Origin of the sequence: Actinomadura chibensis NBRC 106107 (genome assembly GCF_001552135.1) — a bacterium.
Lineage (GTDB): Bacteria > Actinomycetota > Actinomycetes > Streptosporangiales > Streptosporangiaceae > Spirillospora > Spirillospora chibensis.
In genome coordinates this window covers 154,031-176,470 of sequence record NZ_BCQP01000004.1, presented here as the reverse complement: position 1 = coordinate 176,470, position 22,440 = coordinate 154,031, and the positions used below count along the sequence as shown (strand labels likewise).

At 72.9% G+C, this 22,440-nt stretch carries 24 protein-coding genes; 7 read left to right on the top strand and 17 right to left on the bottom strand.

Annotation, left to right across the window (positions count from 1 at the left end; all coding sequences use genetic code 11):
- Positions 1 to 176: 176 nt before the first annotated feature.
- From ACH01S_RS02670 to ctaC, 3 genes are read right to left on the bottom strand one after another with little or no spacing between them, the layout of a single operon-like run.
- Positions 177 to 587 (bottom strand): cytochrome c oxidase subunit 4, encoded by a 411-nt coding sequence (locus tag ACH01S_RS02670; protein WP_067884903.1) that lies wholly within the window; start codon positions 585 to 587, stop codon positions 177 to 179.
- Between the two features lie 3 nt (positions 588 to 590).
- A complete protein-coding gene (gene ctaD / locus ACH01S_RS02665; RefSeq protein ID WP_067884900.1) occupies positions 591 to 2,258 on the bottom strand; it encodes an aa3-type cytochrome oxidase subunit I in 1,668 nt (555 codons plus the stop codon).
- Complete coding sequence (gene ctaC, locus ACH01S_RS02660) at positions 2,255 to 3,046, bottom strand: aa3-type cytochrome oxidase subunit II (protein WP_067884899.1); 792 nt, start codon at positions 3,044 to 3,046, stop codon at positions 2,255 to 2,257. The genes ctaD and ctaC overlap by 4 nt, the downstream gene beginning before the upstream one ends.
- Before the next feature lie 163 nt (positions 3,047 to 3,209).
- On the opposite strand from ctaC, the gene ACH01S_RS02655 reads away from it, so the two are divergent.
- Entirely contained in the window at positions 3,210 to 4,505 is a 1,296-nt protein-coding gene (locus ACH01S_RS02655) for a cysteine desulfurase family protein (RefSeq protein WP_083980223.1), read from the top strand.
- On the top strand, positions 4,502 to 4,810 hold the full coding sequence (locus tag ACH01S_RS02650) for a sulfurtransferase TusA family protein (RefSeq protein ID WP_083980221.1): 309 nt from the start codon (positions 4,502 to 4,504) through the stop codon (positions 4,808 to 4,810). Before ACH01S_RS02655 ends, ACH01S_RS02650 begins: the two co-directional genes overlap by 4 nt.
- 72 nt (positions 4,811 to 4,882) lie before the next feature.
- On the opposite strand, the gene ACH01S_RS02645 is transcribed toward ACH01S_RS02650, so the two are convergent.
- Together ACH01S_RS02645 and ACH01S_RS02640 are read right to left on the bottom strand one after the other, a co-directional pair.
- Positions 4,883 to 5,869 carry a carbohydrate kinase family protein gene (locus ACH01S_RS02645; RefSeq protein WP_067885269.1) on the bottom strand — a complete coding sequence of 329 codons (987 nt, stop codon included), beginning with the start codon at positions 5,867 to 5,869 and terminating at the stop codon, positions 4,883 to 4,885.
- A gap of 147 nt (positions 5,870 to 6,016) precedes the next feature.
- Positions 6,017 to 6,379 (bottom strand): HesB/IscA family protein, encoded by a 363-nt coding sequence (locus ACH01S_RS02640; RefSeq protein ID WP_067884897.1) that lies wholly within the window; start codon positions 6,377 to 6,379, stop codon positions 6,017 to 6,019.
- A 239-nt stretch (positions 6,380 to 6,618) separates the two neighbouring features.
- Here ACH01S_RS02640 and nadA point away from each other — a divergent pair, with 239 nt between their 5' ends.
- A complete protein-coding gene (gene nadA / locus ACH01S_RS02635) occupies positions 6,619 to 7,773 on the top strand; it encodes a quinolinate synthase NadA (RefSeq protein WP_067884894.1) in 1,155 nt (384 codons plus the stop codon).
- Here nadA and pspAB (ACH01S_RS02630) read toward each other — a convergent pair.
- The 6 genes from pspAB (ACH01S_RS02630) to ACH01S_RS02605 all read right to left on the bottom strand — a co-directional run bounded on the left by pspAB (ACH01S_RS02630) (position 7,770) and on the right by ACH01S_RS02605 (position 12,062).
- A complete protein-coding gene (pspAB, locus tag ACH01S_RS02630) occupies positions 7,770 to 8,381 on the bottom strand; it encodes a PspA-associated protein PspAB (RefSeq protein WP_067884892.1) in 612 nt (203 codons plus the stop codon). The genes nadA and pspAB (ACH01S_RS02630) overlap by 4 nt on opposite strands.
- A 1-nt stretch (position 8,382) precedes the next feature.
- Positions 8,383 to 9,297 carry a M48 family metalloprotease gene (locus ACH01S_RS02625; RefSeq protein WP_067884890.1) on the bottom strand — a complete coding sequence of 305 codons (915 nt, stop codon included), beginning with the start codon at positions 9,295 to 9,297 and terminating at the stop codon, positions 8,383 to 8,385.
- A gap of 68 nt (positions 9,298 to 9,365) precedes the next feature.
- Positions 9,366 to 9,935, bottom strand: a complete 570-nt coding sequence (gene pspAB, locus ACH01S_RS02620) for a PspA-associated protein PspAB (RefSeq protein WP_067884888.1) — start codon at positions 9,933 to 9,935, stop codon at positions 9,366 to 9,368.
- Between the two features lie 3 nt (positions 9,936 to 9,938).
- Entirely contained in the window at positions 9,939 to 10,856 is a 918-nt protein-coding gene (gene htpX / locus ACH01S_RS02615) for a zinc metalloprotease HtpX (RefSeq protein ID WP_067884886.1), read from the bottom strand.
- Positions 10,857 to 10,980: 124 nt separating this feature from the next.
- Complete coding sequence (pspAA, locus tag ACH01S_RS02610; protein WP_067884885.1) at positions 10,981 to 11,259, bottom strand: PspA-associated protein PspAA; 279 nt, start codon at positions 11,257 to 11,259, stop codon at positions 10,981 to 10,983.
- Entirely contained in the window at positions 11,256 to 12,062 is an 807-nt protein-coding gene (locus tag ACH01S_RS02605; RefSeq protein ID WP_246236740.1) for a PspA/IM30 family protein, read from the bottom strand. The genes pspAA and ACH01S_RS02605 overlap by 4 nt, the downstream gene beginning before the upstream one ends.
- Positions 12,063 to 12,194: 132 nt before the next feature.
- Here ACH01S_RS02605 and ACH01S_RS02600 point away from each other — a divergent pair, with 132 nt between their 5' ends.
- Both ACH01S_RS02600 and ACH01S_RS02595 read left to right on the top strand, forming a co-directional pair.
- Entirely contained in the window at positions 12,195 to 12,773 is a 579-nt protein-coding gene (locus ACH01S_RS02600; protein ID WP_067884882.1) for a DUF3043 domain-containing protein, read from the top strand.
- A gap of 90 nt (positions 12,774 to 12,863) precedes the next feature.
- A complete protein-coding gene (locus ACH01S_RS02595) occupies positions 12,864 to 13,865 on the top strand; it encodes an aldo/keto reductase family protein (protein WP_067884880.1) in 1,002 nt (333 codons plus the stop codon).
- Positions 13,866 to 13,925: 60 nt separating this feature from the next.
- Here the strand turns inward: ACH01S_RS02595 and ACH01S_RS02590 are convergent, their stop codons facing one another.
- On the bottom strand, positions 13,926 to 14,123 hold the full coding sequence (locus ACH01S_RS02590) for a hypothetical protein (RefSeq protein ID WP_067884878.1): 198 nt from the start codon (positions 14,121 to 14,123) through the stop codon (positions 13,926 to 13,928).
- A gap of 55 nt (positions 14,124 to 14,178) precedes the next feature.
- Positions 14,179 to 15,042 carry a DsbA family protein gene (locus ACH01S_RS02585; protein WP_067884876.1) on the bottom strand — a complete coding sequence of 288 codons (864 nt, stop codon included), beginning with the start codon at positions 15,040 to 15,042 and terminating at the stop codon, positions 14,179 to 14,181.
- A gap of 64 nt (positions 15,043 to 15,106) precedes the next feature.
- Here ACH01S_RS02585 and ACH01S_RS02580 point away from each other — a divergent pair, with 64 nt between their 5' ends.
- Together ACH01S_RS02580 and ACH01S_RS02575 are read left to right on the top strand one after the other, a co-directional pair.
- Entirely contained in the window at positions 15,107 to 16,051 is a 945-nt protein-coding gene (locus ACH01S_RS02580; RefSeq protein ID WP_067884874.1) for a bifunctional adenosylcobinamide kinase/adenosylcobinamide-phosphate guanylyltransferase, read from the top strand.
- A complete protein-coding gene (locus tag ACH01S_RS02575) occupies positions 16,048 to 16,806 on the top strand; it encodes an adenosylcobinamide-GDP ribazoletransferase (protein WP_067884872.1) in 759 nt (252 codons plus the stop codon). The genes ACH01S_RS02580 and ACH01S_RS02575 overlap by 4 nt, the downstream gene beginning before the upstream one ends.
- Here ACH01S_RS02575 and ACH01S_RS02570 read toward each other — a convergent pair.
- The 4 genes from ACH01S_RS02570 to ACH01S_RS02555 are packed head-to-tail and all read right to left on the bottom strand — an operon-like array spanning position 16,784 to position 22,432.
- Positions 16,784 to 19,492 (bottom strand): fumarate reductase/succinate dehydrogenase flavoprotein subunit, encoded by a 2,709-nt coding sequence (locus ACH01S_RS02570; RefSeq protein ID WP_067884871.1) that lies wholly within the window; start codon positions 19,490 to 19,492, stop codon positions 16,784 to 16,786. The genes ACH01S_RS02575 and ACH01S_RS02570 overlap by 23 nt on opposite strands.
- Complete coding sequence (locus tag ACH01S_RS02565; protein ID WP_083980219.1) at positions 19,492 to 20,211, bottom strand: ABC transporter ATP-binding protein; 720 nt, start codon at positions 20,209 to 20,211, stop codon at positions 19,492 to 19,494. Before ACH01S_RS02565 ends, ACH01S_RS02570 begins: the two co-directional genes overlap by 1 nt.
- Positions 20,211 to 21,017 carry an ABC transporter permease gene (locus ACH01S_RS02560; RefSeq protein WP_067884867.1) on the bottom strand — a complete coding sequence of 269 codons (807 nt, stop codon included), beginning with the start codon at positions 21,015 to 21,017 and terminating at the stop codon, positions 20,211 to 20,213. Before ACH01S_RS02560 ends, ACH01S_RS02565 begins: the two co-directional genes overlap by 1 nt.
- Positions 21,014 to 22,432, bottom strand: a complete 1,419-nt coding sequence (locus tag ACH01S_RS02555) for an ABC transporter substrate-binding protein (protein ID WP_067884865.1) — start codon at positions 22,430 to 22,432, stop codon at positions 21,014 to 21,016. Before ACH01S_RS02555 ends, ACH01S_RS02560 begins: the two co-directional genes overlap by 4 nt.
- Positions 22,433 to 22,440: the final 8 nt, after the last annotated feature.

The window sequence follows — 22,440 nt, the reverse complement described above, 5'->3', positions numbered from 1 at the left end:
CCAGCCCGGTCGCTGGGAACGGCGCCCAGTATGTGAAAAGGCCGGTACCCGCTAAAAAGCGGACACCGGCCCTCGATGGGGTTCTTTTACCGATCAGTGAACCATTCTCATCCGGCCGCCCCCAAACCCGGTCATCTCAGGGCCTAACGCGGGGGAATGGGATGGACGAAATGGACTCAGTGCGCGAAATGCCCCCGGTAGTACTCGAAGACGAGACCGATCGTCGACAGCAGCGCGGCGGCGACCCCGAGGATCACCAGCCACCAGCCGAACACGATGCCGAGCGCCACCGCCGCCGCCGACAGCCCGACGAACAGCGGCCACCAGCTGTGCGGGCTGAAGAAGCCCAGCTCGCCCGCCGCGTCCGCGATGTCGCCCTCGGGGTCGTCCTCGTAGAGGGGCCCGCCGTTGGCGCGTTCGAGCCGCCGGACGGTGAAGTGCACGTAGAACCCGATGAGCCCGGCGAGCCCGACCGCGAGGGCCAGCGCCGTCGTGCCCGTCCAGTCCTTCGACCAGAGCCAGTACACGACGTCGGTGGCGAGGAAGAACAGCGCGGACCCGTAGAACATGAACGCCTGGACGCGCATCGCCTACTCCCCCTTCGCCCCGGCCAGCTCGCCCTGCGCGCCCACGTGCGGGTGGTGCAGGTCGAACGCGGGCCGCTCGGAACGGATCTTCGGAATCGAGTTGAAGTTGTGCCGCGGCGGCGGGCACGACGTCGCCCACTCCAGCGAGGCGCCGTAGCCCCACGGGTCGTCGACCTCGACCCGCTTGCCGCGCTTCCACGTGATGTACACGTTGTAGAAGAACGGCAGCATGGACGCGCCGAGGACGAACGAGAAGATGCTCGACACCTCGTTCAGCCCGTGGAACTCGCTGGCGTAGTCGGCGTACCGGCGCGGCATGCCCGCCGCGCCCAGCCAGTGCTGGACGAGGAACGTGCCGTGGAAGCCGATGAACAGCAGCCAGAAGTGGACCTTGCCCAGGGTGTCGTTCAGCATCTTGCCGGTCCACTTCGGCCACCAGAAGTAGAAGCCCGCGAACATCGCGAACACCACGGTGCCGAACACGACGTAGTGGAAGTGCGCCACCACGAAGTAGGAGTCGGAGAGCTGGAAGTCCATCGGCGGCGACGCGAGGATGACGCCGGTGAGGCCGCCGAACAGGAACGTCACGAGGAAGCCCAGCGCCCACAGCATCGGCGACTCGAACGTCAGCTGCCCTCGCCAGATCGTCCCCACCCAGTTGAAGAACTTCACCCCCGTGGGCACGGCGATGAGGAACGACATGAAGGAGAAGAACGGAAGAAGCACCTGGCCGGTGACGAACATGTGGTGCGCCCACACCGTGATGGACAGGCCGGTGATGCTGATGGTCGCGAACACCAGTCCGATGTAGCCGAAGACGGGCTTGCGGCTGAACACCGGGAGGATCTCGGTCACGATGCCGAAGAAGGGCAACGCGATGATGTAGACCTCCGGATGCCCGAAGAACCAGAACAGGTGCTGCCAGAGCAGCGCGCCGCCGTGCGCGGCGTCGAAGATGTGCGCGCCGAGCTTGCGGTCGGCCTCCAGCGCCAGCAGCGCCGCGGCGAGGACCGGGAACGCGATCAGCACGAGGATGGACGTCAGCAGGACGTTCCACGTGAAGATCGGCATCCGGAACATGGTCATGCCGGGCGCCCGCATGCACAGGACCGTGGTGATGAAGTTGACGGCGCCCATGATGGTGCCGAACCCGGACATCGCGAGGCCCATCACCCACATGTCGCCGCCGATGCCCGGCGAGCGGACGGCGTCCGACAGCGGGGCGTAGGCGAACCAGCCGAAGCTGGCCGCGCCGCCCGGCGTCAGGAAGCCCGCGATGACGATGAGGCTGCCGAACAGGAACAGCCAGTACGCCAGCATGTTCAGCCGGGGGAACGCCACGTCGGGCGCGCCGATCTGCAGCGGCATGATGACGTTGGTGAAGCCCGCGAACAGCGGCGTCGCGAACATCAGCAGCATGATCGTGCCGTGCATGGTGAACAGCTGGTTGAACTGCTCGTTGCTGACGACCTGCAGGCCCGGCTTGAACAGCTCGGCGCGCATCACCAGCGCGAGGACGCCGCCGAACAGGAACATGAAGAACGACGTGATCAGGTAGAGGTAGCCGATCACCTTGTGGTCGGTGGACGACAGCCAGGACGCGAGGATGCGGCCCTTGCTCGTCCGCGGCGCGGCGACCGACGCGCTCGGTGCGTGACTGGTGGCCGTCACTGGGCACCTCCCGCGGCCAGAGCGGCCTTCGAATCGGCGATGAACTTGGCGTACTGGTCGGGAGTCACGACCTTGAGCTGGAACAGCATCCGGCTGTGGTCGACGCCGCAGAGCTCGGCGCAGCGGCCCTCATAGACGCCGGTCTTGTTCGCGGTGAACTCGAACTCGTTGGTGTAGCCCGGCATGACGTCCTTCTTGTAGATCAGCGCCGGGACCCAGAACGAGTGGATGACGTCGTTGGAGTGGAGCCGGACGCGGACCGTCTTGCCCGTGGGGATCGTCATCACCGGCTTGGCGGGGGCCGGGCCGTTCGGCGCGACCGGCTGCCCGACGACGCGCGCGGCGAGCTTCTCCTGCCCCGCGGCGTCCTTCTCCTTGTAGTCGAACTGCCAGCTCCACTGGAAGCCCGTCACGTCGACGGTCACCGCGGGATTGTCGGTGGTCTTCTCGACGAAGTTCTCGTCCCGCGCGGTGAAGTAGAACAGGACCGCGATGATGACGAACGGGACCGCCGTGTACAGGATCTCGATCGGCATGTTGTAGCGGACCTGCGGCGGCAGGTCGTTGGAGCGCTTGCGGTGGAACAGCACCGCCCAGATGATCAGGCCCCAGACGACGCCCCCGACCGCGAACGCCGCGATCCAGGAGCCCTGCCACAGGTGGAGCATGCGCTCGCCCTGCACGCTGATCGGCTCGGGCAGGCCGAGGCGGCTGCCGCTGCACGCGGTCGCGGTCGACGCCAGCAGCACCAGCGCGCCGGCGCTCTTCAATGCGCGGCGACTGCGCACAGGCGTACGCCGCTCCCTAGAGCGGGTCGGACTCACGGAATGCCTTCCCCACGGATGAAAGCCCGGGCTGCCGGGCGGAGAGATCAGTTGTCACACGTGTGGTGGACACACTAGCGCGAGGGGCGCCGCAACCCCCGATCGGGTGCCCGGTTAGTGTTTCCGCGTGGCCGAACCGAGCACGCCCGGCGTCCACCGCGACGCCGCCCATCCGGGCGCCGCCCGTTTCGGCGCCTATTTCGACGCCGCCTCGACCGAGCCGCCGCACCCGGCGGGCCGGGCGGCGCTGCTGGAGGCGCTCGACGCGGGCTGGGCCGACCCGGCCCGGCTGTACGGGACGGCCCGCGGCGCCCGCGTCCTCCTCGACCGGGCCCGCGCCCGGACGGCCGGGGTCCTCGGCGCGCGGGCGGACGAGGTGTCGTTCACCTCGTCCGGCACCCAGGCGGTGCACCTGGCGGTCCTCGGGGGGCTCCGGGCGCGCCGCCGGACCGGGCGGCATCTCGTCGTGTCCGCGGTGGAGCACTCCAGCGTCCTGCACGCGGCGGAGGCGCACGAGCGCGAGGGCGGCGAGGTGACGGTCGTCGGCGTCGACGGGACCGGCCGCGCCGACCCGGCGGAGTTCGCCGCCGCGCTGCGCCCGGACACCGCGCTCGCCTGCCTCCAGTCCGCCAACCACGAGGTCGGGACCGTCCAGCCGGTGGCGGAGGTCGCGGAAGTGTGCCAGGACGCGGGGGTCCCGCTGTTCGTGGACGCCGCGCAGTCCCTCGGCCGGGCGGACGTCCCGGACGGCTGGTCGCTGCTCGCGGGCAGCGCGCACAAGTGGGGCGGGCCCGCGGGGGTCGGGGTGCTCGCCGTCCGCAAGGGCGTCCGGTGGCGGTCGCCGCTGCCGGACGACGAGCGGGAGCGGCGCCGCGTCCCCGGGTTCGAGAACGTCCCCGCCGTCGTCGCGGCGGCCGCCGCGCTGGAGGCGTACCGGGCGGAGATGGAGGCGGAGGCGCCGCGCCTGTCCGCGCTCGTCGACCGGATCCGCGCCGAGGTCCCCCGGACGGTCCCCGACGTCCAGGTGGTGGGCGACCCGGTGCGGCGGCTGCCGCACCTGGTCACGTTCTCGTGCCTCTACGTGGAGGGCGAGGCTCTGCTGACCGAACTGGACAGGCTGGGTTTCGCCGTTTCGTCCGGAAGCTCGTGCACGGCGGATACGCTGCGTCCCAGTCACGTGCTGGAGGCGATGGGAGTGATTACCCATGGGAACGTGCGGGTATCGCTGCCGCGTGACGTCCGCGCGGACGACGTGGACCGGTTCCTCGCCGCCCTTCCGGACGTCGTCGCCCGGCTCCGCCGGACGACGCTGAACGACCCGACGCCGAACGCACCGGCGCCGGGTGGCCCGGCTCCGGGCGACCCGGCGGCGGACGGCTCGGACCCGAGCACCTTCGAGACAGGGAGGCGGTCGCGCCCATGAGGTTCAGAGGCCGCGCCAAGAACGGGGCCGCGCCGGGCGCCCCGCCGCCGCCCGCCGAAGCGTCGCCGGGCCCGCCGCCGGTGCTCGTCATCGACGCCCTCGGCCGCAAGTGCCCGATCCCGATCATCATGCTGGCGGAGCGGATCCGGGAGGTGCCGGTCGGGCAGGTCGTGGCCGTCCTCGCCGACGACGCCGCCGCCCGGACCGACGTCCCGGCCTGGTGCCGCATGAAGTCGCAGGACTTCGTCTGGGAGGAGACGCTCCAGCAGGGCGGCTGGGGCTTCCACATCCGCCGCACGTACTGAGCCCGAAACACCTGCTGAGCCCGAAAGAAGAGGGGCCGCGCCGTCCGGCGCGGCCCCTCTTCATGTCGCGGCCTACGGGTTGGGGCAGGCGATGTGCGGCTCGATCTCCGCGGCGGCGGACGCGCCGTAGGCGGCGGTGAACCGGTCGAGGAACGCGCGGCGGCCGAGCGTGTACTCCTGCGGCCCGGCGGCTTCGAGCGCGTGCGCGGCGATGGCGTTGCCGACCTGGGCGGCGCGTTCGAGCGGCAGCCCCCACGCGGTCGCCGACAGGAACCCGGCGCGGAACGCGTCGCCGACGCCGGTCGGGTCGGCGACGTCGGTGACCGGGACGCAGGGCACGTGCAGCCCCGGCTCGCCCTCGCGGTCGATGACGACGCCCTTCGCGCCGAGCGTGGTGACGCGGACGCCGACGCGGGACAGGATCTCCTCGCTCGTCCAGCCGGTCTTCTCCTCGGCGAGGGCCTTCTCGTACTCGTTGCTGAACAGGTACGCGGCGCCGTCGATGAGGCGGCGGACGTCGGCGCCCTCCATCCGGGCGAGCTGCTGGGACGGGTCGGCGGCGAACGGCAGCCCGCGGCCGCGGCACTCGTCGGTGTGCCGCAGCATCGCCTCGGGGTCGTTGGGGCTGATCACGACGAGGTCGAGCCCGCCGACGCGGTCGGCGACCGGCCGCAGCTCGATCGAGCGGGCCTCGCTCATCGCGCCCGCGTAGAACGTGGCGATCTGGTTCTGGTCCTGGTCGGTGGTGCACAGGAACCGGGCGGTGTGGTGGATCTCCGACACGTGCACGGACGCCGTGTCGACCGCGTGCCGTTCGAGCCAGGAGCGGTAGTCGGCGAAGTCGTCGCCGACGGAGCCGACGAGGATCGACTCCTTGCCGAGGCTCCCCATCCCGAAGCAGATGTTGGCGGCGATCCCGCCGCGGCGGATCTCCAGCTCGTCCACCAGGAAGGACAGCGACACCCGGTCCAGCTGGTCGGGGATGAACTGGTCGGTGAACTTCCCGGGGAAGGTCATCAGATGGTCGGTCGCGATGGAACCGGTCACGGCGATGCGCACGGCGTCGCTCTCCTCGTGGTGGTCGTCGAACAGTACTCCCCATCGCACCACACGTCGCGGCCGGTGCGCAGCCCGGCGCCCGAACGGGGCGGCGCCGGACCCGTGGCCCGGCGCCGCCCCGCCCGGGGCTCGCCCAGTCGGGCTCGCTCAGTTGAAGGAGTCGCCGCAGGCGCAGGAACCCGACGCGTTCGGGTTGTCGATCGTGAAGCCCTGCTTCTCGATCGAGTCGACGAAGTCGATGGTGGCGCCGGTCAGGTACGGGGCGCTCATCCGGTCGACGCGCACGTCGAGGCCGTTGAAGTCCTGGACGAGGTCGCCGTCCATCTCCCGCTCGTCGAAGAAGAGCTGGTAGATCAGGCCGGAGCAGCCGCCCGGCTGCACGGCGACACGCAGCGCAAGGTCGTCGCGGCCCTCCTGCGCGAGCAGGCCCCTGGCCTTCTCGGCGGCGGCGTCGGTGAGGACGACGCCCTGCTGCGTGGTCTCCTGCGTGGTCTCGCCTGAAACCGTCATGTGTTCAGCTCCCGGGTCTCGCTGCGCCGCACGCTGCGGCGGACTGTCGCTTGTCCTCCAGGACGTCGTCGCACGCCCCTTCCCGTAGGACAACGTACCTCGCTACAAGGCCATTCCGCTTCTCGCCCGCGTCTAACGCCCTGGAACGGTGCGGTCTACGTCACACGCCGGTACGTCCGGGGATGTGCCATCATTAGTCGTCAAAGCGACGATAAGCCCTCGCCGCGAAGGGAGAGGCCGTGACCACCCCAGTGCGTGACCTTCCTCTGCTGCTGCTCGGCAGCGGATCCGACCCGGCCAGCGAGCGCGGCGTGGACTGTCCCGGCGAGCTGCCGCCCGCCTCCGACCCGGCGCTGGTCGAGCGCGCCCGCGCCGCCAAGGCCGCCCTCGGCGACCGGGTGTTCGTGCTCGGCCACCACTACCAGCGCGACGAGGTCATCCAGTTCGCCGACGTCACCGGCGACTCGTTCAAGCTCGCGCAGAAGGCGGCGGCGCGTCCCGAGGCCGACTACATCATGTTCTGCGGCGTGCACTTCATGGCCGAGTCCGCCGACATCCTGACCGCCGCCCACCAGCGGGTGATCCTGCCCGACCTCGGCGCGGGCTGCTCGATGGCGGACATGGCGACGTTCGACCAGGTCGAGGAGTGCTGGGAGGTCCTGGAGGACGCGGGCGTCGCCGACGACGTCGTCCCGGTGACCTACATGAACTCCTCCGCCGACATCAAGGGCTTCGTCGGGCGGCACGGCGGCGTGGTGTGCACGTCGTCCAACGCCAAGCGCGCCCTGGACTGGGCGTACTCCAAGGGCAAGAAGGTCCTGTTCCTGCCCGACCAGCACCTCGGGCGCAACACCGCCGTCCTGGAGATGGGCTTCTCGCTGGACGACTGCGTCGTCTACAGCCCGCACCGCCGCGACGGCGGCCTGACGCCGGGCCGGATCCGGGACGCGAGGATGATCCTCTGGCGGGGGCACTGCTCGGTGCACGGCCGGTTCACCAGGGAGTCGGTGGACGACGTCCGGGCCCGCGTCCCCGGCGTGAACGTCCTGGTGCACCCCGAGTGCAGGCACGAGGTCGTCACGGCGGCGGACCAGATCGGCTCGACCGAGTACATCATCAAGGCGATCGAGGCCGCCGAGCCCGGGTCGTCCTGGGCGGTCGGGACGGAGCTGAACCTCGTCCGGCGGCTGGCGAACGCCCACCCGGACAAGAACGTGATGTTCCTCGACAAGACCGTCTGCTACTGCTCGACGATGAACCGCATCGACCTGCCGCACCTCGTCCTGTCGCTGGAGTCGCTCGCCGCCGGACGGGTCGAGAACGTCATCGAGGTGGACCCGGACACCGCCCGCCACGCCCGCGCCGCCCTCGACCGGATGCTCGCCCTCCCCTAGCCGGCCGGGGGTGAGAGGCCGGGGGCGTCCGGGACGGGGAACCAGCGGGCCCGGTCGGGCTCGATCGGCAGCTCGCCCTCCAGCGCCTCCCGGACGCGCGTCTCGACCGTGTTGTCGCGGCGGACCGTCCCCGGCTCGCCGGACGGGCGCGGCGCGTAGGGGTAGAACGTCCCCCGGCCCGGCGCGTGGACGAGGGCGCAGCGCTGCCGGTCGCCGTCGCGCCGGAACGCGACCGCCGAGCACAGCAGGTAGGCGCCGTACCCGGCGGCGGTGAGCGTGGCGCAGACGACGTGCAGGTCGGCGACCAGGCGGTCGAGGTCGTCCGGGGAGCGGGTGACGCGCACCCAGCCCCAGCCGTGCGGGCTCGCGCTCAGTCCCGTGGCGCGGGCCCCGTCCCCGGCGAGCAGCCGGGCGACGTCGCGCTGCGCGCGGCCGAACGCGCCGAACGGCCCGCCCTCCACGAGGCGGTGGCAGACCCCCGCCTCCCCGGACGGGACGAACCCCGTCGCCGCCGCCAGCGCCGCCGCCGCGGGCGGGACGCCGAACAGCCGGTCGAGGTCGGGCGGGCCGGGCGCGGCACGGCCGCGCGGCCCGGCCGGGAGCCGCACGTCAGCCGCCGCTCTCGAACCGGAAGGACAGGGCCGCGAGCCGCTCGGTCCGCCGCTCCAGCGTCGGATGGCTGGACAGCAGGCCGAGCGCCCCGCCGCCGTCCGCCGCCGCCACGCAGCGGGCGCTCACCGGGCGCAGCGCCCGGCGGTCGCCGCGGGAGGCGTCCCGCATCCCCGCGTGGACCTTGCCGAGCGCGGCCGCGAGGTCGGCGGGGCGCCCGGTCAGCAGCGCCCCGGTCGCGTCGGCGCACAGCTCCCGGTGCCGGGACAGCGCGAGCCCGAGCAGCGTCCCCGCGACGCCCAGCACGGTCGCGGCGGCGCCGAGCGGCAGCAGGACGGCGCCGCAGACCAGGGCGGCCGCGCGTCCGGCGCCGCGCCTGCCGCGTCCGGTGAGCAGGCCGGTCCACCAGCGCAGGAACAGGCCCGCGCACAGGCCGGGGAAGGACGCGACGGCCGTGACGAGCACGTCCCGGTTGGCGACGTGCGCGGTCTCGTGGGCGAGGACGGCGGCGACCTCGGCCGGCTCCAGCCGGGCCCGCAGCCCCTCGGTCACGCACACGACGGCCGACGCGGGGCCGGACCCGGCGGCGAACGCGTTCGGCAGGTCCCGGCCGGAGACGGCGAGCCGCGGCTTCGGCAGGCCCGACGACATGCACAGCCGGTCGAGCACGGCGTGCAGCTCCGGCTCGTCCCGGGCCGTGACGAGCCGGGCGTCCATGGCGTACAGGGCGAGCCGGTCGGCGGCGCGCACCGAGCAGACCGCGACGGCCAGCGCCGCCGCCACCGCCAGCGCGCCCCAGACCGGCCCGGCCAGGAACGCGGGCAGGACGGCGCCCGCGTACACGAGCGCGACCAGGGCGGCCGTGGCGAGCATCCGCCAGGCCAGCCCCGAGTCAGGTGGATCGGAGGGCGCCATGGCCGGACGTTAGAACGTTCCCGCGCCGGGGTCAGCGTCTCATGACACAGACCGCGGTGACGGGGCGGTCACAGGCCGGGGGCGCCCCAGACGGGGAACCAGCGGCCGAGGTCGTCCTCGAACGGCAGGTCGGCGCCGACCGCGCCGCGCACCTGCAGCTCCAGCGCGTTGTCGCGCTTCTCCCCCGGCAGCGGGGCGAACGGGTAGAACGTGCCGCGCTTGTACAGGTAGACGAGCGCGAGCCGCTGCCCGTCCGGCCCGCGGAACCCGGCGAGCGAGCACAGCAGGTGCGGGCCGAACCCGCCGGACTCCAGCGTCGAGTTCACCGCGTGCAGGTCGGTGACGAGGTCGGGCAGCTCGTCCGGGCGGTGCGTCGCGAGCAGCCACGTGTAGCCGTACTTGTCGTCGCTGATCTCGACCTTCGGGCCCTGGTCGGCGTCCAGCAGCTCCTGGACGTCGCGCTGCAGCCGCGCGAACGCGCCGCCCTCCGCCGCGCGGAAGCACACCGAGCCCTGCCCGGTGGGGGTGAAGCCCGTCCCCGCCTCCAGCGTGATCGCGGCCGACGACAGCGCGAACAACTGGTCGAGGTCGGGTTTCGCGGGCTTGGACCGCCCGAGGAGGGTGTCGAGGAAACCCACGGATCAGACTCCCCTGCTGAGCTCGGCGGAGATCTTCGAGAGCTGCGCGAGCCGCTTGTCGAGCGTCGGGTGCGTGGAGAACAGCGACGAGACGCTGAAGCCCCTGCCGAGCGCCGGAGTGAAGAAGAACGCGTTGAACGCCTGCGCGGACCGCAGGTCGTTGGTCGGGATCCGCGCGATCTCCCCGGTCACCTTCGTCAGCGCGCTGGCGAGCGCGGACGGGCGTCCGGTGAGCAGCGCGGCGGCCCGGTCGGCGGACAGCTCGCGGTACCGCGACAGCGCGCGGGTGAGCAGGAAGCTGACCGCGTAGGCGAGGGCGCTGGCCGCGACCACGGCGAGCAGGATCAGCCCGGTGTTCTGGTCGTTGCTGCGGCGGCTGAACCCGCCCCACAGCCCCATCTGCAGGCCGAACCGGGTGATCAGGCCCGCGCAGATGCCGAGGAACGACGCGATCGTCATGACCGCGACGTCCTTGTGCGCGACGTGCGCCATCTCGTGCGCGAGGACGCCCTCCAGCTCGACGGGGTCGAGCCTGCGGAGCAGCCCCGTGGTGACGCAGACGACGGCCTTCTTCTGGTTGCGCCCGGTGGCGAACGCGTTCGGCACGTCGGTGTCGGCGATCGCGACCCGCGGCTTCGGCGCGTCCGACATCGCGCAGATGCGGTCGATCACGCCGTGCAGCTCGGGCGCCTCGTCCGGGGTGACGACCCGGCCGTGCATGGCGAAGAGCGTCATCCGGTCCGAGAAGAAGTACTGGGCCAGCAGGAACACGACCGCGATGGCGAGCGCGACGAAGGCCCACTGCGGCACGAAGACGAAGAACGCCCCCACGAAGACGACGTACACCAGCCCCAGCAGGAACATCGTCACGAGCATCCGCGAGGTCAGCCCCCGGTCGGAGGCATAGCGCGTCCTGGCCATGCGGCCACCCCCTGTACTTGCCCGATACCGTATTCACTTGTCATAACGACCTGGACCCGGTTTTTGTGCCTGGCCGTCCGTTTGCAGCCCGGCGACCGGGTCGGCTGCGCGCGCTCCGCGCCGCTCAGTCGGGGATCAGTCCTTCGTCGCCCAGCATGGCGCGGACCTCGTCGATGTGCGCGTCGGCGGGCGGCAGGATCAGCTCGGACGGCGCCAGGCTGTCGGGCGGCAGCGGCCTGCCCACCTTGCGGACGTTCTCCAGCAGCGCGTGCAGGGCCGCGCGGAAGGCGGTCTCGTCGCCCGACTCGATCGCCGACTCCAGCTCGGCGTCGAGCGTGTTGAGGGAGGACAGGTCGTCGTCGGCGACGTCCAGCTGGCCCTCGCCCATCAGGCGGACGATCACTGCGCACCCCCGGGGTTCTGCGGCCACTGGGCCTGCTGGGGGGTGTCCTGCTGCTGCGGGTGGGCGGTCGGCGCGCCGCCCTGGTTCAGCTCCTTCGGCGCGGGGCCCTGCCCGAGCTCGGCCTTCAAACGCTCCAGTTCGAGGTCGACGCCGGGGCCGGAGCCCATCCGGTCGAGCTCGGCCTGGATGTCGTCCTTCGGGCCGGAGAAGTCCTCAAGGGCGCCGGACGCCAGCAGCTCGTCGATCGCCCCGGCGCGGGCCTTCATCGTGTCGGTCTTCTCCTCGGCGCGCTGGATCGCGAGGCCGACGTCGCCCATCTCCTCGGAGATGCCGGAGAACGCCTCGTTGATCTTCGTCTGCGCCTCGGCGGCCGTGTAGGTCGCCTTGATCGTCTCCTTGCGGGTGCGGAAGGAGTCGACCTTGGCCTGCAGCCGCTGGGAGGCGAGCGTGAGCTTCTCCTCCTCGCCCTGCAACTGCTGGTACTGGCCGCGCAGGTCGTTCAGCTGGCCCTCCAGCCCGGCCCGGCGGGTCAGCGCCTCGCGGGCGAGGTCCTCGCGGCCCACCTGCAGCGCCTTCTTGCCCTGGTCGGTCAGCTTGGTCTGCTGCTGCTCAAGCTGGTTGATCTGGAGTTCGAGACGCTTGCGCGAGGTGGCGACGTCGGCGACCCCCCGACGGACCTTCTGCAGCATCTCCAGCTGGCGCTGGTAGGAGTAATCCAACGTCTCGCGAGGATCCTCCATGCGGTCCAGGGCCTTGTTCGCCTTGGACTTGAAGATCATCGACATTCGCTTCATCACGCTCATCGCGCGGCGCCGGTCCCTTCGTGCTGTCGCCTCAGTCGTGAACTGGGCTCAATGACCACTGCTGGGGTTCTTATCACCCTACGCGTTAACGCGCGAGGCAGCCACGATGTTCGCAGCCGGTAGTCTGATCCCGTGTTCAAGCGTCGTACCCCGGAAGCCCCGGCGAATCCTCCTGAGGTAGTAAAGGCGGGAGGCAAGGGACGTCCCACGCCGAAGCGGAGGGACGCCGAGAAGCTGCGCCGGCAGCCCATCACCGCGCCCCCGGCCAACCGCAAGGAGGCCTACCGGAAGGTCCGGGAGCGGCAGGCCGCCGACCGCGCCAAGACCCGCGCCGGGATGGCGAAGGGCGACGAGAGACACCTGCTCAAGCGGGACAAGGGCCCGGTCCGCCGGCTCGCCCGCGACTACGTGGACGCGCGCCGCACGATCGGCTCGTACCTGATGTACGCGATGTTCGCGATCGTCCTGCTGAGCATGCTCCCGATCCCGCTGGCCCGGCTGCTGGTCCTGTTCGTGCCGCCGTTCCTGCTGGTCGCGGTGTTCGTGGAGGGCATCCTGATCAGCCGGGGGATCAAGAAGCTGGCGGCCGAGCGCCACCCGGACGAGGACGCGCGGGGCGTCGGGATGTACGCCGCGATGCGCGCCATGCAGATCAGGCGGCTGCGCGTGCCGAACCCGCAGGTCCGGGTCGGCGAGAAGGACAAGGTCTGACCCGACCGGCGCGCTCCCGGACGGTCGTCCGGGAGCGGCGGGTCCGGGCGATGCGAAACGCCCGGTGCGCGGCGGGCTAGGGTCGTGGCCATGGAGTTCCGAAACCTGGGCCGGAGCGGTCTGAAGGTCAGCGAGATCGCGTACGGCAACTGGCTCACCCACGGCTCCCAGGTCGAGGAGGACGCGGCACGCGCGTGCGTGCGGGCGGCCCTCGACGAGGGGATCACCACCTTCGACACGGCGGACGTGTACGCCGGCACCCGCGCCGAGGCGGTGCTCGGGCGCGCGCTGAAGGGGCAGCGCCGCGAGGGCCTGGAGATCTGCACGAAGGTCTACTGGCCCACCGGTCCCGGCATGAACGACCGGGGCCTGTCGCGCAAGCACATCATGGAGTCGATCCACGGGTCGCTGCGCCGCCTGGAGACCGACTACGTGGACCTCTACCAGGCGCACCGGTTCGACTACGAGACCCCGCTCGAAGAGACGCTGCGGGCGTTCGACGACGTCGTCCGGCAGGGGAAGGCGCTGTACATCGGCGTGTCGGAGTGGCGGGCCGAGGAGATCGAGCGCGCCCTGAAGATCGCGGACGAGATGGGCTTCGACCGGATCGTGTCCAGCCAGCCGCAGTACTCGATGCTGTGGCGGGTGATCGAGGAGGAGGTCGTCCCGCTGTGCGAACGGGAGGGCGTGGGCCAGATCGTCTGGTCCCCGATCGGGCAGGGCGTGCTGACCGGCAAGTACAAGCCGGGGCAGCCGCTGCCGGAGGGGTCGCGCGCCACCGACGACAAGGGCGGCGCCGACATGATCAAGCGCTACCTGAACGACGACCTGCTGACCCGCGTCCAGGGTCTCCGGCCGATCGCGGACGAGCTCGGGCTGTCGATGGCCCAGCTCGCGATCGCGTGGACGCTGCAGAACCCGAACGTGTCGGCGGCGATCGTGGGGGCGTCCCGTCCGGAGCAGGTCGCCGACAACGTCAAGGCGGCCGGGGTCAAGCTGGACGAGGACGTGCTGAAGCGCATCGACGACGTCCTCGGCCCGGTCGTCATCCGCGACCCGGCCAAGACCGGCAGCCCGCCGCGCCGCCCCTGAGCGGCCGCGCGAACGAGGCGGGGACGGGCCGGGCGGCCCGTCCCCGCTTCCGCGTACGGGTCATTCGGGGTCTTGCAGGCTCATCCCGTACACGACCGACTCGCCGTCCAGCAGGGTCACCGAGTCGACGTCGTCGGCGCGCAGGCCCCGCCAGTTCTCTCCCAGCCAGCTCTCCGCGTCCGCCTGGGTGGAGAACGTCTCCTCCGACATGCCGACCGTCCGCCCGTCGGCCTTCTCCAGCCGCCAGCTCCACGCCATCGTGTTCGTCCTCCCTCGTCGCGGTGAGATTAGCCCGTCCCGCCCGGCGCGGGGATCAGGACGCGGCCTCGATCGCGCGGCGGAGGGCGTCCGCGCTCTCGGTGTCGGACGTGCTGAGCGTCCGTCCGTTCACCCGCACGCTGGGCGTCCCCTGGACGCCGGACGATATGTAGCCCTGGCTGACCGTCTTGACACTTTCCGCGTAGCGCTGGTTCTCGACGCACGCCGTGAACCCGTCGCCGGTGAGCCCGAGCGGCCGCGCGTAGGCGACCAGTTCGGACGTCGCGTACCCCCGGGTCTCCAGGCTCGCCGGCTGGCGGGCGTAGAGGGCGTCCTGGTAGGAGAGCCAGCGGGCGCCGTCGCCGACGCAGCGCAGCGCCGACGCCGCCCGGAGCGAGTTGTCGTGCGCGGGCTGGTTGCTCTCGCCGAAGATCACCATCGGGTGGAAGACGATCTTGGCCCGCCCGGCGACGGCCAGTTCCTTGAGCATCGGGTCGTGCATGCGGTCGAACGCGCCGCAGTGCGGGCAGGCGAAGTCCTCGTAGATGTCGACGACGGGGGACGCGACGCCGGGCCTCGCCATGACGAGGCTCCCGTCGGCGAGCGGCGTGGCCTCCGCGCCCCCGGCGATCTGCCCGACCTGGAGCCGGACGTCGCCGCCGCCTCCGCCGCCTCCTCCGCCGCCCTTGTCGTCGCCGCCCTGCGCGACCAGCACCACGACCCCGACCAGGACCAGCAGCAGGACGAGCCCGCCGCCGATCAGCACGAGCGCCAGCCCGCCGCCCTTCCGCGGGGGCGGAGGCGGGGGCGGTCCGGGCTGCCAGCCGCCGGGCGGCGGCGGGCCGTAGGGCGGCTGCGCGCCGGGACCCGGGCCCGGAGCCGGACCGCCCGGCCACGGCGCGTTCGGGGGGTTGCCCACCGGGGCCTCCTCGGGGGACGTCGTGAGCCTTCCGGTCGAGCGTAACCGTAGAGTTCCGGTCGAGATGGACATCGAGCTTCGCGGCGCGGCCGCGTCCGGGGGGTGGCCCGAGCCGGGGTGCCGGTGCGCGTCCTGCGGGCGGCTGCGCGCCGCCGGGGCCCGGTACGGGCCGTTCGGCGCGGTCATCGACGGCGTCCCGCTGGACGATCTCCCGCAGACGGACGTCCCCGGCGGCTACGAGGTGCGCGCTCCGCGCGGCGGGCGGGCCCTGGTCGCGTCCGGTCCGGGGGCGAGGCCGGAGCCGGTCAGGGGCGCCGTGTACGACGCCGTCCTGCTTGATCTGGTGGGTTCGCCCGAGCATCTGGGTCGTCTGCGCCATGTCGGAGCGGTGACGCCGAAGACGGAGGTCGTGGCGGTCCACGTCGACCACCGGGTCTCCTCGCCGGCGGAGCTGGAACGCAGGACGGCCTTCTGGCTGCGCCCGGAGCATGGCCCGTTCCGGACACTCCTGCTCGGCGGCACCCGGTCGGGCAAGTCGGCGGAGGCGGAACTGCGCCTGGCCGCGTGCCCGGACGTCCTCTACGTCGCCACCGGACCGTCCCGCGACGACGACCCGGAGTGGACCGAACGCGTCACCGCGCACCGGCTCCGCCGTCCGGCGTGGTGGCGCACGGTCGAGACGACCGATCTCGTAGGGGTGCTGGGGTCGGCGACCGGTGCGGTCTTGGTGGACGGCATCGGCACCTGGCTCGCCGCCGCGATGGACGAGGCCGGGGCATGGGAGCGCCCGTCCCTGGTGCGTCCGCTCTTGGACGACCTCGTTTCGGCCTGGCGCGGCACTGAGGCGCGGGTGGTCGCGGTGAGCGAGGAGGTGGGGCTGTCGCTCGTCCCCGCGACGGCGTCCGGGCGGGCGTTCGGCGACCTGCTGGGCGGGCTCAACCAGCGGCTGGCGGCCGAGTCCGAGGAGGCGGCGCTGGTCGTGGCTGGCCGCGTGCTGGAGCTCGGATGATCGCCGGGCTCCGGCTCGCGGTCACGCTCCTCACGATCGTGCCGGTCGGGTCGGGGCGGGTCGACCGGGGGACCGCGCGCGCGGCCATGCTGCTCGCGCCCGCCGTCGGACTGGTCACCGGCGGCGCCGCCGCGCTGGTGCTCCTCGCGGGCGACCTGCTGGAGCTCAACGGCTTGCTGGCGGCCGCGCTGGCGGTCGCGGCGGGCGCCGCCGCCACGCGGGCCCTGCACCTGGACGGCCTGGCCGACCTCGCCGACGGCCTCGGCAGCGGCCGCCCCGCCGCCGACGCGCTGGCGATCATGAAGCGGTCCGACATCGGGCCGTTCGGCGTCGTCACGCTGCTGCTGACGCTGCTCGTCCAGGTGACGGCGCTGGCCGCGGCGCCGCATCCGGCCGCCGCCGCGCTCGTCGCCGCCGTGACCGGGCGGCTCGCGCTGCCGTGGGCGTGCCGCGCCGGGGTCCCGTCCGCGCGCCCGGGCGGGCTCGGCTCGCTGGTGGCCGGGACCGTGCCGACGCGCGCGGCGGTCGCCGCCACCGCCGCCGTGCTGGCGGCGGCGGCCGCCGCCGGAAGCGCCTCCGGCGGGCTCGGCGGCGCCCTGCACAGCGCGGCGGCCGTCGCCTGCGGCACGGCCGCCGCGCTGCTCCTGCTCCGCCGGGCCGTGCGCAGGCTCGGCGGCGTGACGGGCGACGTCCTCGGCGCGCTGGTCGAGGTCGCCGCCACCGCCGCGCTGATCACCCTGGCGTCGCTGCCCTGACCTCCGCGAGGGCGCGGCGGGCGTGGGCGCGGACGTCGGCGTCCGGGTCGCTGCGGGCCCGGTCCAGCGCGGACGCCGCCTCGGGGACGTCCCGGAACCCGGCGAGCGCCAGCACGGCCGCCTTGCGGACGTCCAGGTGCGGGTCGTCCAGGGCCTTGGCGAGCGGGCCGGCCGCGACGCCCGGGGGCGCGGCGGCGAGCCCCCGCGCGGCGCCCGCGCGGACCTGCCAGGCCGGGTCGTGCAGGGCGGCGAGGGCGGCCTCGTCCAGCGGCGGCGGGCAGCCGATCCCGGCGGCCGCCTCCAGCGCCGCCGCCCGCACCAGCGCGTCGCCGTCGGCGAGGAGGCGGCCGAGCGTCCCGGCCGCCGCCGGGTCGCCGACCGTGCCGAGGCCGTGCGCGACCGCGACCCGCACCTCCCTGGACGGGTCGTCGGCGGCCCGTCCGAGCGCGTCCGCCGCGTCGTGCGCGACGAGCCCCCGGACGGCCTGGATCCGCACCCGGTGGTCGGCGTCGTGCAGCGCGCCGCCGAACACGTCCGGGGAGCCGAGCCGCAGGGCGCGCAGGACGTCCAGGACGGCGGCCCTGACCAGCGCGTCCCGGCCGCCGAGCGCGGGCGCGAGGTCGGCGCGCAGCGCGTCGGTCGCGGGCAGCACCTCGACCAGCTCGCGCAGCGCGGTCGCGGCGGCCCGGCGGACCGAGCCGTGCGCGTCGCCGAGCGCGCCCGCGAGGGCCCCGGCGACGCCGTCCGGCGCGACCTCGGTGAGCGTCGCGACGGCCGCGCGCCGCACCTTGGGGTCGGGGTCGTCGAGGTAGGGGGCGATCACGGCGACGCCGGGCCCGGTCTCGGCGAGCCGCTGCAGTTCGAGGAGGCGCGGCGACCGCCCGATCGGCCGCGCCTCCCCGACCGGACGCGCCGGGCCGTCCGCGCGAGCGGCGGCGGGGACCGCGGACGGCTCCGGCGCGAGCACCACCGGCTCCCCCGGCTCGGGGACGGCGAACCCGTCGACCGGCACCAGGTACGGGGCGACCGGACGCTTGACGAACTCCATCGCCCCGTCGTCCCGGCGCCGCAGGTTCAGGTGGTACATCCAGGACGCGTCGTCCCGCTCGGGCAGGTCGGCGCGGTCGTGGTAGAGCCCCCAGCGGCTCTCGGTGCGGGTCAGCGACGAGCGGGCGGCCATCTCGGCGCAGTCGCGGATGAACGTGACCTCCGCGCAGCGCATCAGCTCGTGCGGGGTCCGCGCGCCCATCGCCGCGATCTCCGCCTCCATGCGCGTGAACGTCTCGACGGCGATGTCGAGCTTGGCCCGCGTCTTCGGCGGCGCGACGTAGTCGTTGACGAAGCGGCGGAGCTTGTACTCGACCTGCGGCTGCGGCGGCCCGCCCGGGTTGCGCAGCGGACGGTAGATCAGCTCGTGCGCCGCCCGGATCTGGTCCTCCGGCAGCGCCGCCCGCTCCCCCAGGTTCGCGGACGCGTCGGCGCCCGCGAGGTCGCCGAACACGAACGCGCCGATCATGTAGTTGTGCGGGACGCACGCCAGGTCGCCCGCCGCGTACAGGCCGGGGACGGTCGTGCGCGCGTTCTCGTCCACCCACACCCCGGACGCCGAGTGCCCGCCGCACAGCCCGATCTCGGAGATGTGCATCTCCACGTCGTGGGTGCGGTAGTCGTGGCCGCGCCCCGCGTGGAACGTGCCCCGGGTCGGGCGCTCGGTCGTGTGCAGGATGCCTTCGAGGGACGTCAGCGTCTCGTCCGGCAGGTGCGTGAGCTTCAGGTAGATGGGGCCGCGCGCGGAGTCGATCTCCCGCTTGACCTCCGCCATCATCTGGCCGGACCAGTAGTCGCAATCGACGAACCGCGTCCCCTCCGCGTTGACCTGGTAGCCGCCGAACGGGTTGGCGACGTAGGCGCAGGCGGGCCCGTTGTAGTCCTTGATGAGCGGGTTGATCTGGAAGCACTCGATGCCGCTCAGCTCGGCGCCCGCGTGGTAGGCCATGGCGTGGCCGTCGCCCGCGTTGGTGGGGTTCTCGTACGTCCCGTACAGGTAGCCGGACGCGGGCAGCCCGAGACGCCCGGACGCGCCCGTCGCGAGGATCACGGCCTTGGCCGAGACGGTCACGAACTCGCCGCTGCGGGTGTCGAACCCCACCGCCCCTACGGCGCGTCCACCGGACGTCAGGACGCGCACCGGCATGACCCTGTTCTCTATCCGCACCTTCTCCCGGATGGACCGCTGCCGCAGCACCCGGTAGAGCACCTTCTTGACGTCCTTGCCCTCCGGCATGGGCAGGACGTACGAGCCCGACCGGTGCACCCTGCGGACGGCGTACTCGCCGTGCTCGTCCTTCTCGAACTTCACGCCGTACCGTTCGAGCCGCTTCACCATCGCGAACCCGCGCGTGGCGGTCTGGTGGACGGTCCGCTGGTTCACGACGCCGTCGTTGGCGCGGGTGATCTCGGCGACGTAGTCCTCGGGCGTGGCCTTGCCGGGGATGACCGCGTTGTTCACGCCGTCCATGCCCATCGCGAGGGCCCCCGAGTGCCGGACGTGCGCCTTCTCCAGCAGCAGCACGCAGGCGCCGTGCTCGGCGGCGGTGATGGCGGCCATCGTCCCGGCCGTGCCGCCGCCGACCACGAGGACGTCGCAGCTCAGCTCGCGCCGCTCCGCCACGGGCGGGATCTCCATCAGACGGCCTCCTTCAGGCGGGACGACCCGGCGCCGAGCGCGGCGAGGACCGCGTCGCGGGACGCCGGGACGGGGAACTCGGCCGCGACCCCGTCGGGGCCGAGGACGACGACGCGGTGGCCGAGCAGCAGCGCCTCGTCCACGTCGTGGGTGACGAACACGACGGTCGCGGGCGCGCCGTCGAGCACGTCCAGCAGGAGCCGCTGCATGGACGCGCGGGTCTGCGCGTCGAGGGCACCGAACGGCTCGTCCATGAGGACGGCCCTGGGCCCGGCGGCGAGCGTCCGGGCGAGCTGGACGCGCTGGCGCATCCCGCCGGACAGCTCGCGCGGCAGCCGCCCGGCCGCGTCGGCGAGCCCGACCCGGCCGAGCCAGCCGAGCGCGGCCCGGCGGCGCTCGCCGCGCGGGACGCCGCGCAGCGCGAGGGCCAGCTCGACGTTGCGGCGCGCCGTCCGCCACGGCAGCAGGGCGTCGTCCTGGAACATCAGCGCGCGGTCGGCGGACGGCCCGGCGACCTCCGCGCCGTCCGCGAGGACGCGCCCGGACACCGGCCGCAGCAGCCCCGCGAACGCGCGCAGCAGCGTCGACTTGCCGCACCCGGACGGCCCGAGCACGACGAGGATCTCCCCCGGCGCGACGTCCAGGTCGAGCCCGGCGACCACCGCCCGCCCGCCGTACCCGAGCGTCAGCCGCTCGGCCCGCAACATGAGCCCCGCCATCAGCGCTCCCCTTCTCTGGGCAGCCATCGGGTGAGGCGGCGGCCCGCGAGCTCCACGGACGCGGAGGTGAGCCAGCCGAGCAGCCCGATGGTCGCCATCCCGACGAGCACGCCGGGGTAGTCGACGATCGTGTAGGCCTGCCAGGTCCGGTAGCCGACGCCGAAGTCGCCGGAGATCATCTCGGCGGAGATCACGCAGATCCACGCCACGCCCATGCCGATGGACAGGCCGCCGAACACGCCCGGCAGCACCCCCGGCAGGACGACCCGGGCCAGCACCCGCCACCGTCCGCCGCCGAGGGTGCGGACCGCGTCCTCCCAGACGACCGGCAGCGCCTTGACCGCGTGCCTGGTGCTGACCAGGACGGGGAAGAACGCCGCCGCGAACGTGATGAACACGATCCCCTGCTCGTTCGCGGGGAACAGCAGGATCGCGACCGGGACGAGCGCGATCGCCGGGATCGGGCGGGCCACCTCGAACAGCGGCTGCAGGACGTCCCCCGCCCAGCGGGAGCGCCCGGTGGCGACGCCGAGCGCGACGCCGAGGACGGCCGCCAGCGCGAACCCGGTGAGGATCCGCACGAGGCTCTGCGCGACGTCCTGCCAGTACTGCCCGTGCTCGACCTGCCTGCCGAACTCGCGGACCACGTCCACCGGGCCGGGGAACCGGTCGAAGCGCACCCAGGCGCGCAGGTTCGCGGCGGTGACGAGCTGCCAGGCGGCGAGCGCGGCCAGCAGCGACGCCGCCCGGACGGGCCACCGGTACAGCCCCTCGCGGCGGGGCCGGGTGCGGTGCAGTCCGCTCATGCGCGCCGCACCGCCTCGGCGTACGGGACGACCTTCGCCCCCGAGTGCGCGGCCACGTACTTCTGCGCGCCCTCCGGCGTCGCGAACGGCTTGAACCGGCCCTTCGCGGACGGGTCCTCGACCCAGACGTCCTTGTCGGCGAACCAGCGCGTCCCGGCGGCGGTGTCGGGGATGTAGACGGCCCTGATCTGCTTGCCCTCGCTCTGCAGCGCCTTGACGTTCTTCAACAGGCACACGGCGTCGGCCGCGGGACGCGTCGCGGGCTCGCCCTTCACCCACACCTCACCGGCGGTCTTGGGGTCGTCCACCTTCTTGTTGCAGACCGCGTCCGTGCCGGTGATGGCGGCAGGGTTCGCGGTGGAACCCGCCTCCTGGTCGTAGGACGGCCCGACCGCTTTCCTGATGTAGGCGTCATTGACGAAGGGGTCCACCTTGAGCGGGGTCTGGATGACGCCGAGCGACTTGAGGAACGGCACGTCCTGGACGAACGCGTCCCGCAGTTCCTTCTTGATGGTGGGGTCGAACGTCGCCACGCCGCCCGCGCCGTTGTAGAGGTACACGGTCTCGACGGGCAGGCCGGTCGTCGCCGCCACCGATTCCGCCGCCTGCAACGGGTGGGCGTGCAGGTAGTTCGTCGCGTCGATCTGCGCCTGCAAGAACGCCTGCAATATCTCGGGCTTCTCCTTCGCGTAGCCCTTGCGGACGACCACGCCGTGGAACGTCGGGACGTCCAGGTCGCCGCCGTCGTAGAGCAGCCTTGCCTGCCCCTTGTTCACGAGGAGCCCGGGCCAGGCGACGAACTGGGCGAAGGCGTCCGCGCTGCCCGCCTGGAGCGCGGAGGCCCCGACGGTCGGCTGCTGGTTCTCCACCTTCACGTCCTTGGCGGGGTCGAGCCCGTACTTGCGGGCCGCCTGGACGAACGTCCCGTGCCCGGCGGAGCCGACGCTCGCCGAGACCGTCCCGCCCTTCAGGTCGCGCAGCGTTTTCGCCTTCGACCCGGGCGCGACGACCACGCCGTTCAGCGAGCCGCGCAGGTTGTAGCCGGTCACCGACACCCACTCGGTCTCGGCGTCGCCGCCCTGCGCCTGCGCCCGCGACCCGTTGATCAGCAGCGGGTAGTCGCCCATCGAGCCGATGTCGATCTTCCCGGCGAGCATCTGCGCGGTGATCGGCGCGCCGGTGTCGTAGTCGCGCCAGACGACGGAGTGCTTCCCGCCCAGGTCCTTCAGGCGCTTCTCGAAGTAGCCGAGCGAGCGCAGGAGCGTCCCGGCGGTGACGGTGTTGATGGTCTTGGACTGGTAGCCCACGACGATCTGCCCGGACCCGCCCCCGCCGGACGCGTTGCCCGCGACGGTGCATCCGGCGAGCAGGGGGACGAGCGCGAGAGCAAGCGGCCTTCTTACAGGGCGTCTCATTGGGGCGT

Bases quoted from the DNA above. Each gene is read 5' to 3' on its own strand.
- ACH01S_RS02605 (WP_246236740.1), bottom strand. From the start codon at position 12,062: ATGAGCGTGATGAAGCGAATGTCGATGATCTTCAAGTCCAAGGCGAAC.
- ACH01S_RS02625 (WP_067884890.1), bottom strand. From the start codon at position 9,297: ATGGCGCCCTCCGATCCACCTGACTCGGGGCTGGCCTGGCGGATGCTC.
- ACH01S_RS02575 (WP_067884872.1), top strand. From the start codon at position 16,048: ATGATCGCCGGGCTCCGGCTCGCGGTCACGCTCCTCACGATCGTGCCG.
- ACH01S_RS02590 (WP_067884878.1), bottom strand. From the start codon at position 14,123: ATGGCGTGGAGCTGGCGGCTGGAGAAGGCCGACGGGCGGACGGTCGGC.
- ACH01S_RS02670 (WP_067884903.1), bottom strand. From the start codon at position 587: ATGCGCGTCCAGGCGTTCATGTTCTACGGGTCCGCGCTGTTCTTCCTC.
- ACH01S_RS02570 (WP_067884871.1), bottom strand. From the start codon at position 19,492: ATGGAGATCCCGCCCGTGGCGGAGCGGCGCGAGCTGAGCTGCGACGTC.
- ACH01S_RS02560 (WP_067884867.1), bottom strand. From the start codon at position 21,017: ATGAGCGGACTGCACCGCACCCGGCCCCGCCGCGAGGGGCTGTACCGG.
- ACH01S_RS02555 (WP_067884865.1), bottom strand. From the start codon at position 22,432: ATGAGACGCCCTGTAAGAAGGCCGCTTGCTCTCGCGCTCGTCCCCCTG.
- ACH01S_RS02580 (WP_067884874.1), top strand. From the start codon at position 15,107: ATGGACATCGAGCTTCGCGGCGCGGCCGCGTCCGGGGGGTGGCCCGAG.
- htpX (WP_067884886.1), bottom strand. From the start codon at position 10,856: ATGGCCAGGACGCGCTATGCCTCCGACCGGGGGCTGACCTCGCGGATG.
- ACH01S_RS02565 (WP_083980219.1), bottom strand. From the start codon at position 20,211: ATGGCGGGGCTCATGTTGCGGGCCGAGCGGCTGACGCTCGGGTACGGC.
- ACH01S_RS02650 (WP_083980221.1), top strand. From the start codon at position 4,502: ATGAGGTTCAGAGGCCGCGCCAAGAACGGGGCCGCGCCGGGCGCCCCG.
- ACH01S_RS02640 (WP_067884897.1), bottom strand. From the start codon at position 6,379: ATGACGGTTTCAGGCGAGACCACGCAGGAGACCACGCAGCAGGGCGTC.
- ACH01S_RS02595 (WP_067884880.1), top strand. From the start codon at position 12,864: ATGGAGTTCCGAAACCTGGGCCGGAGCGGTCTGAAGGTCAGCGAGATC.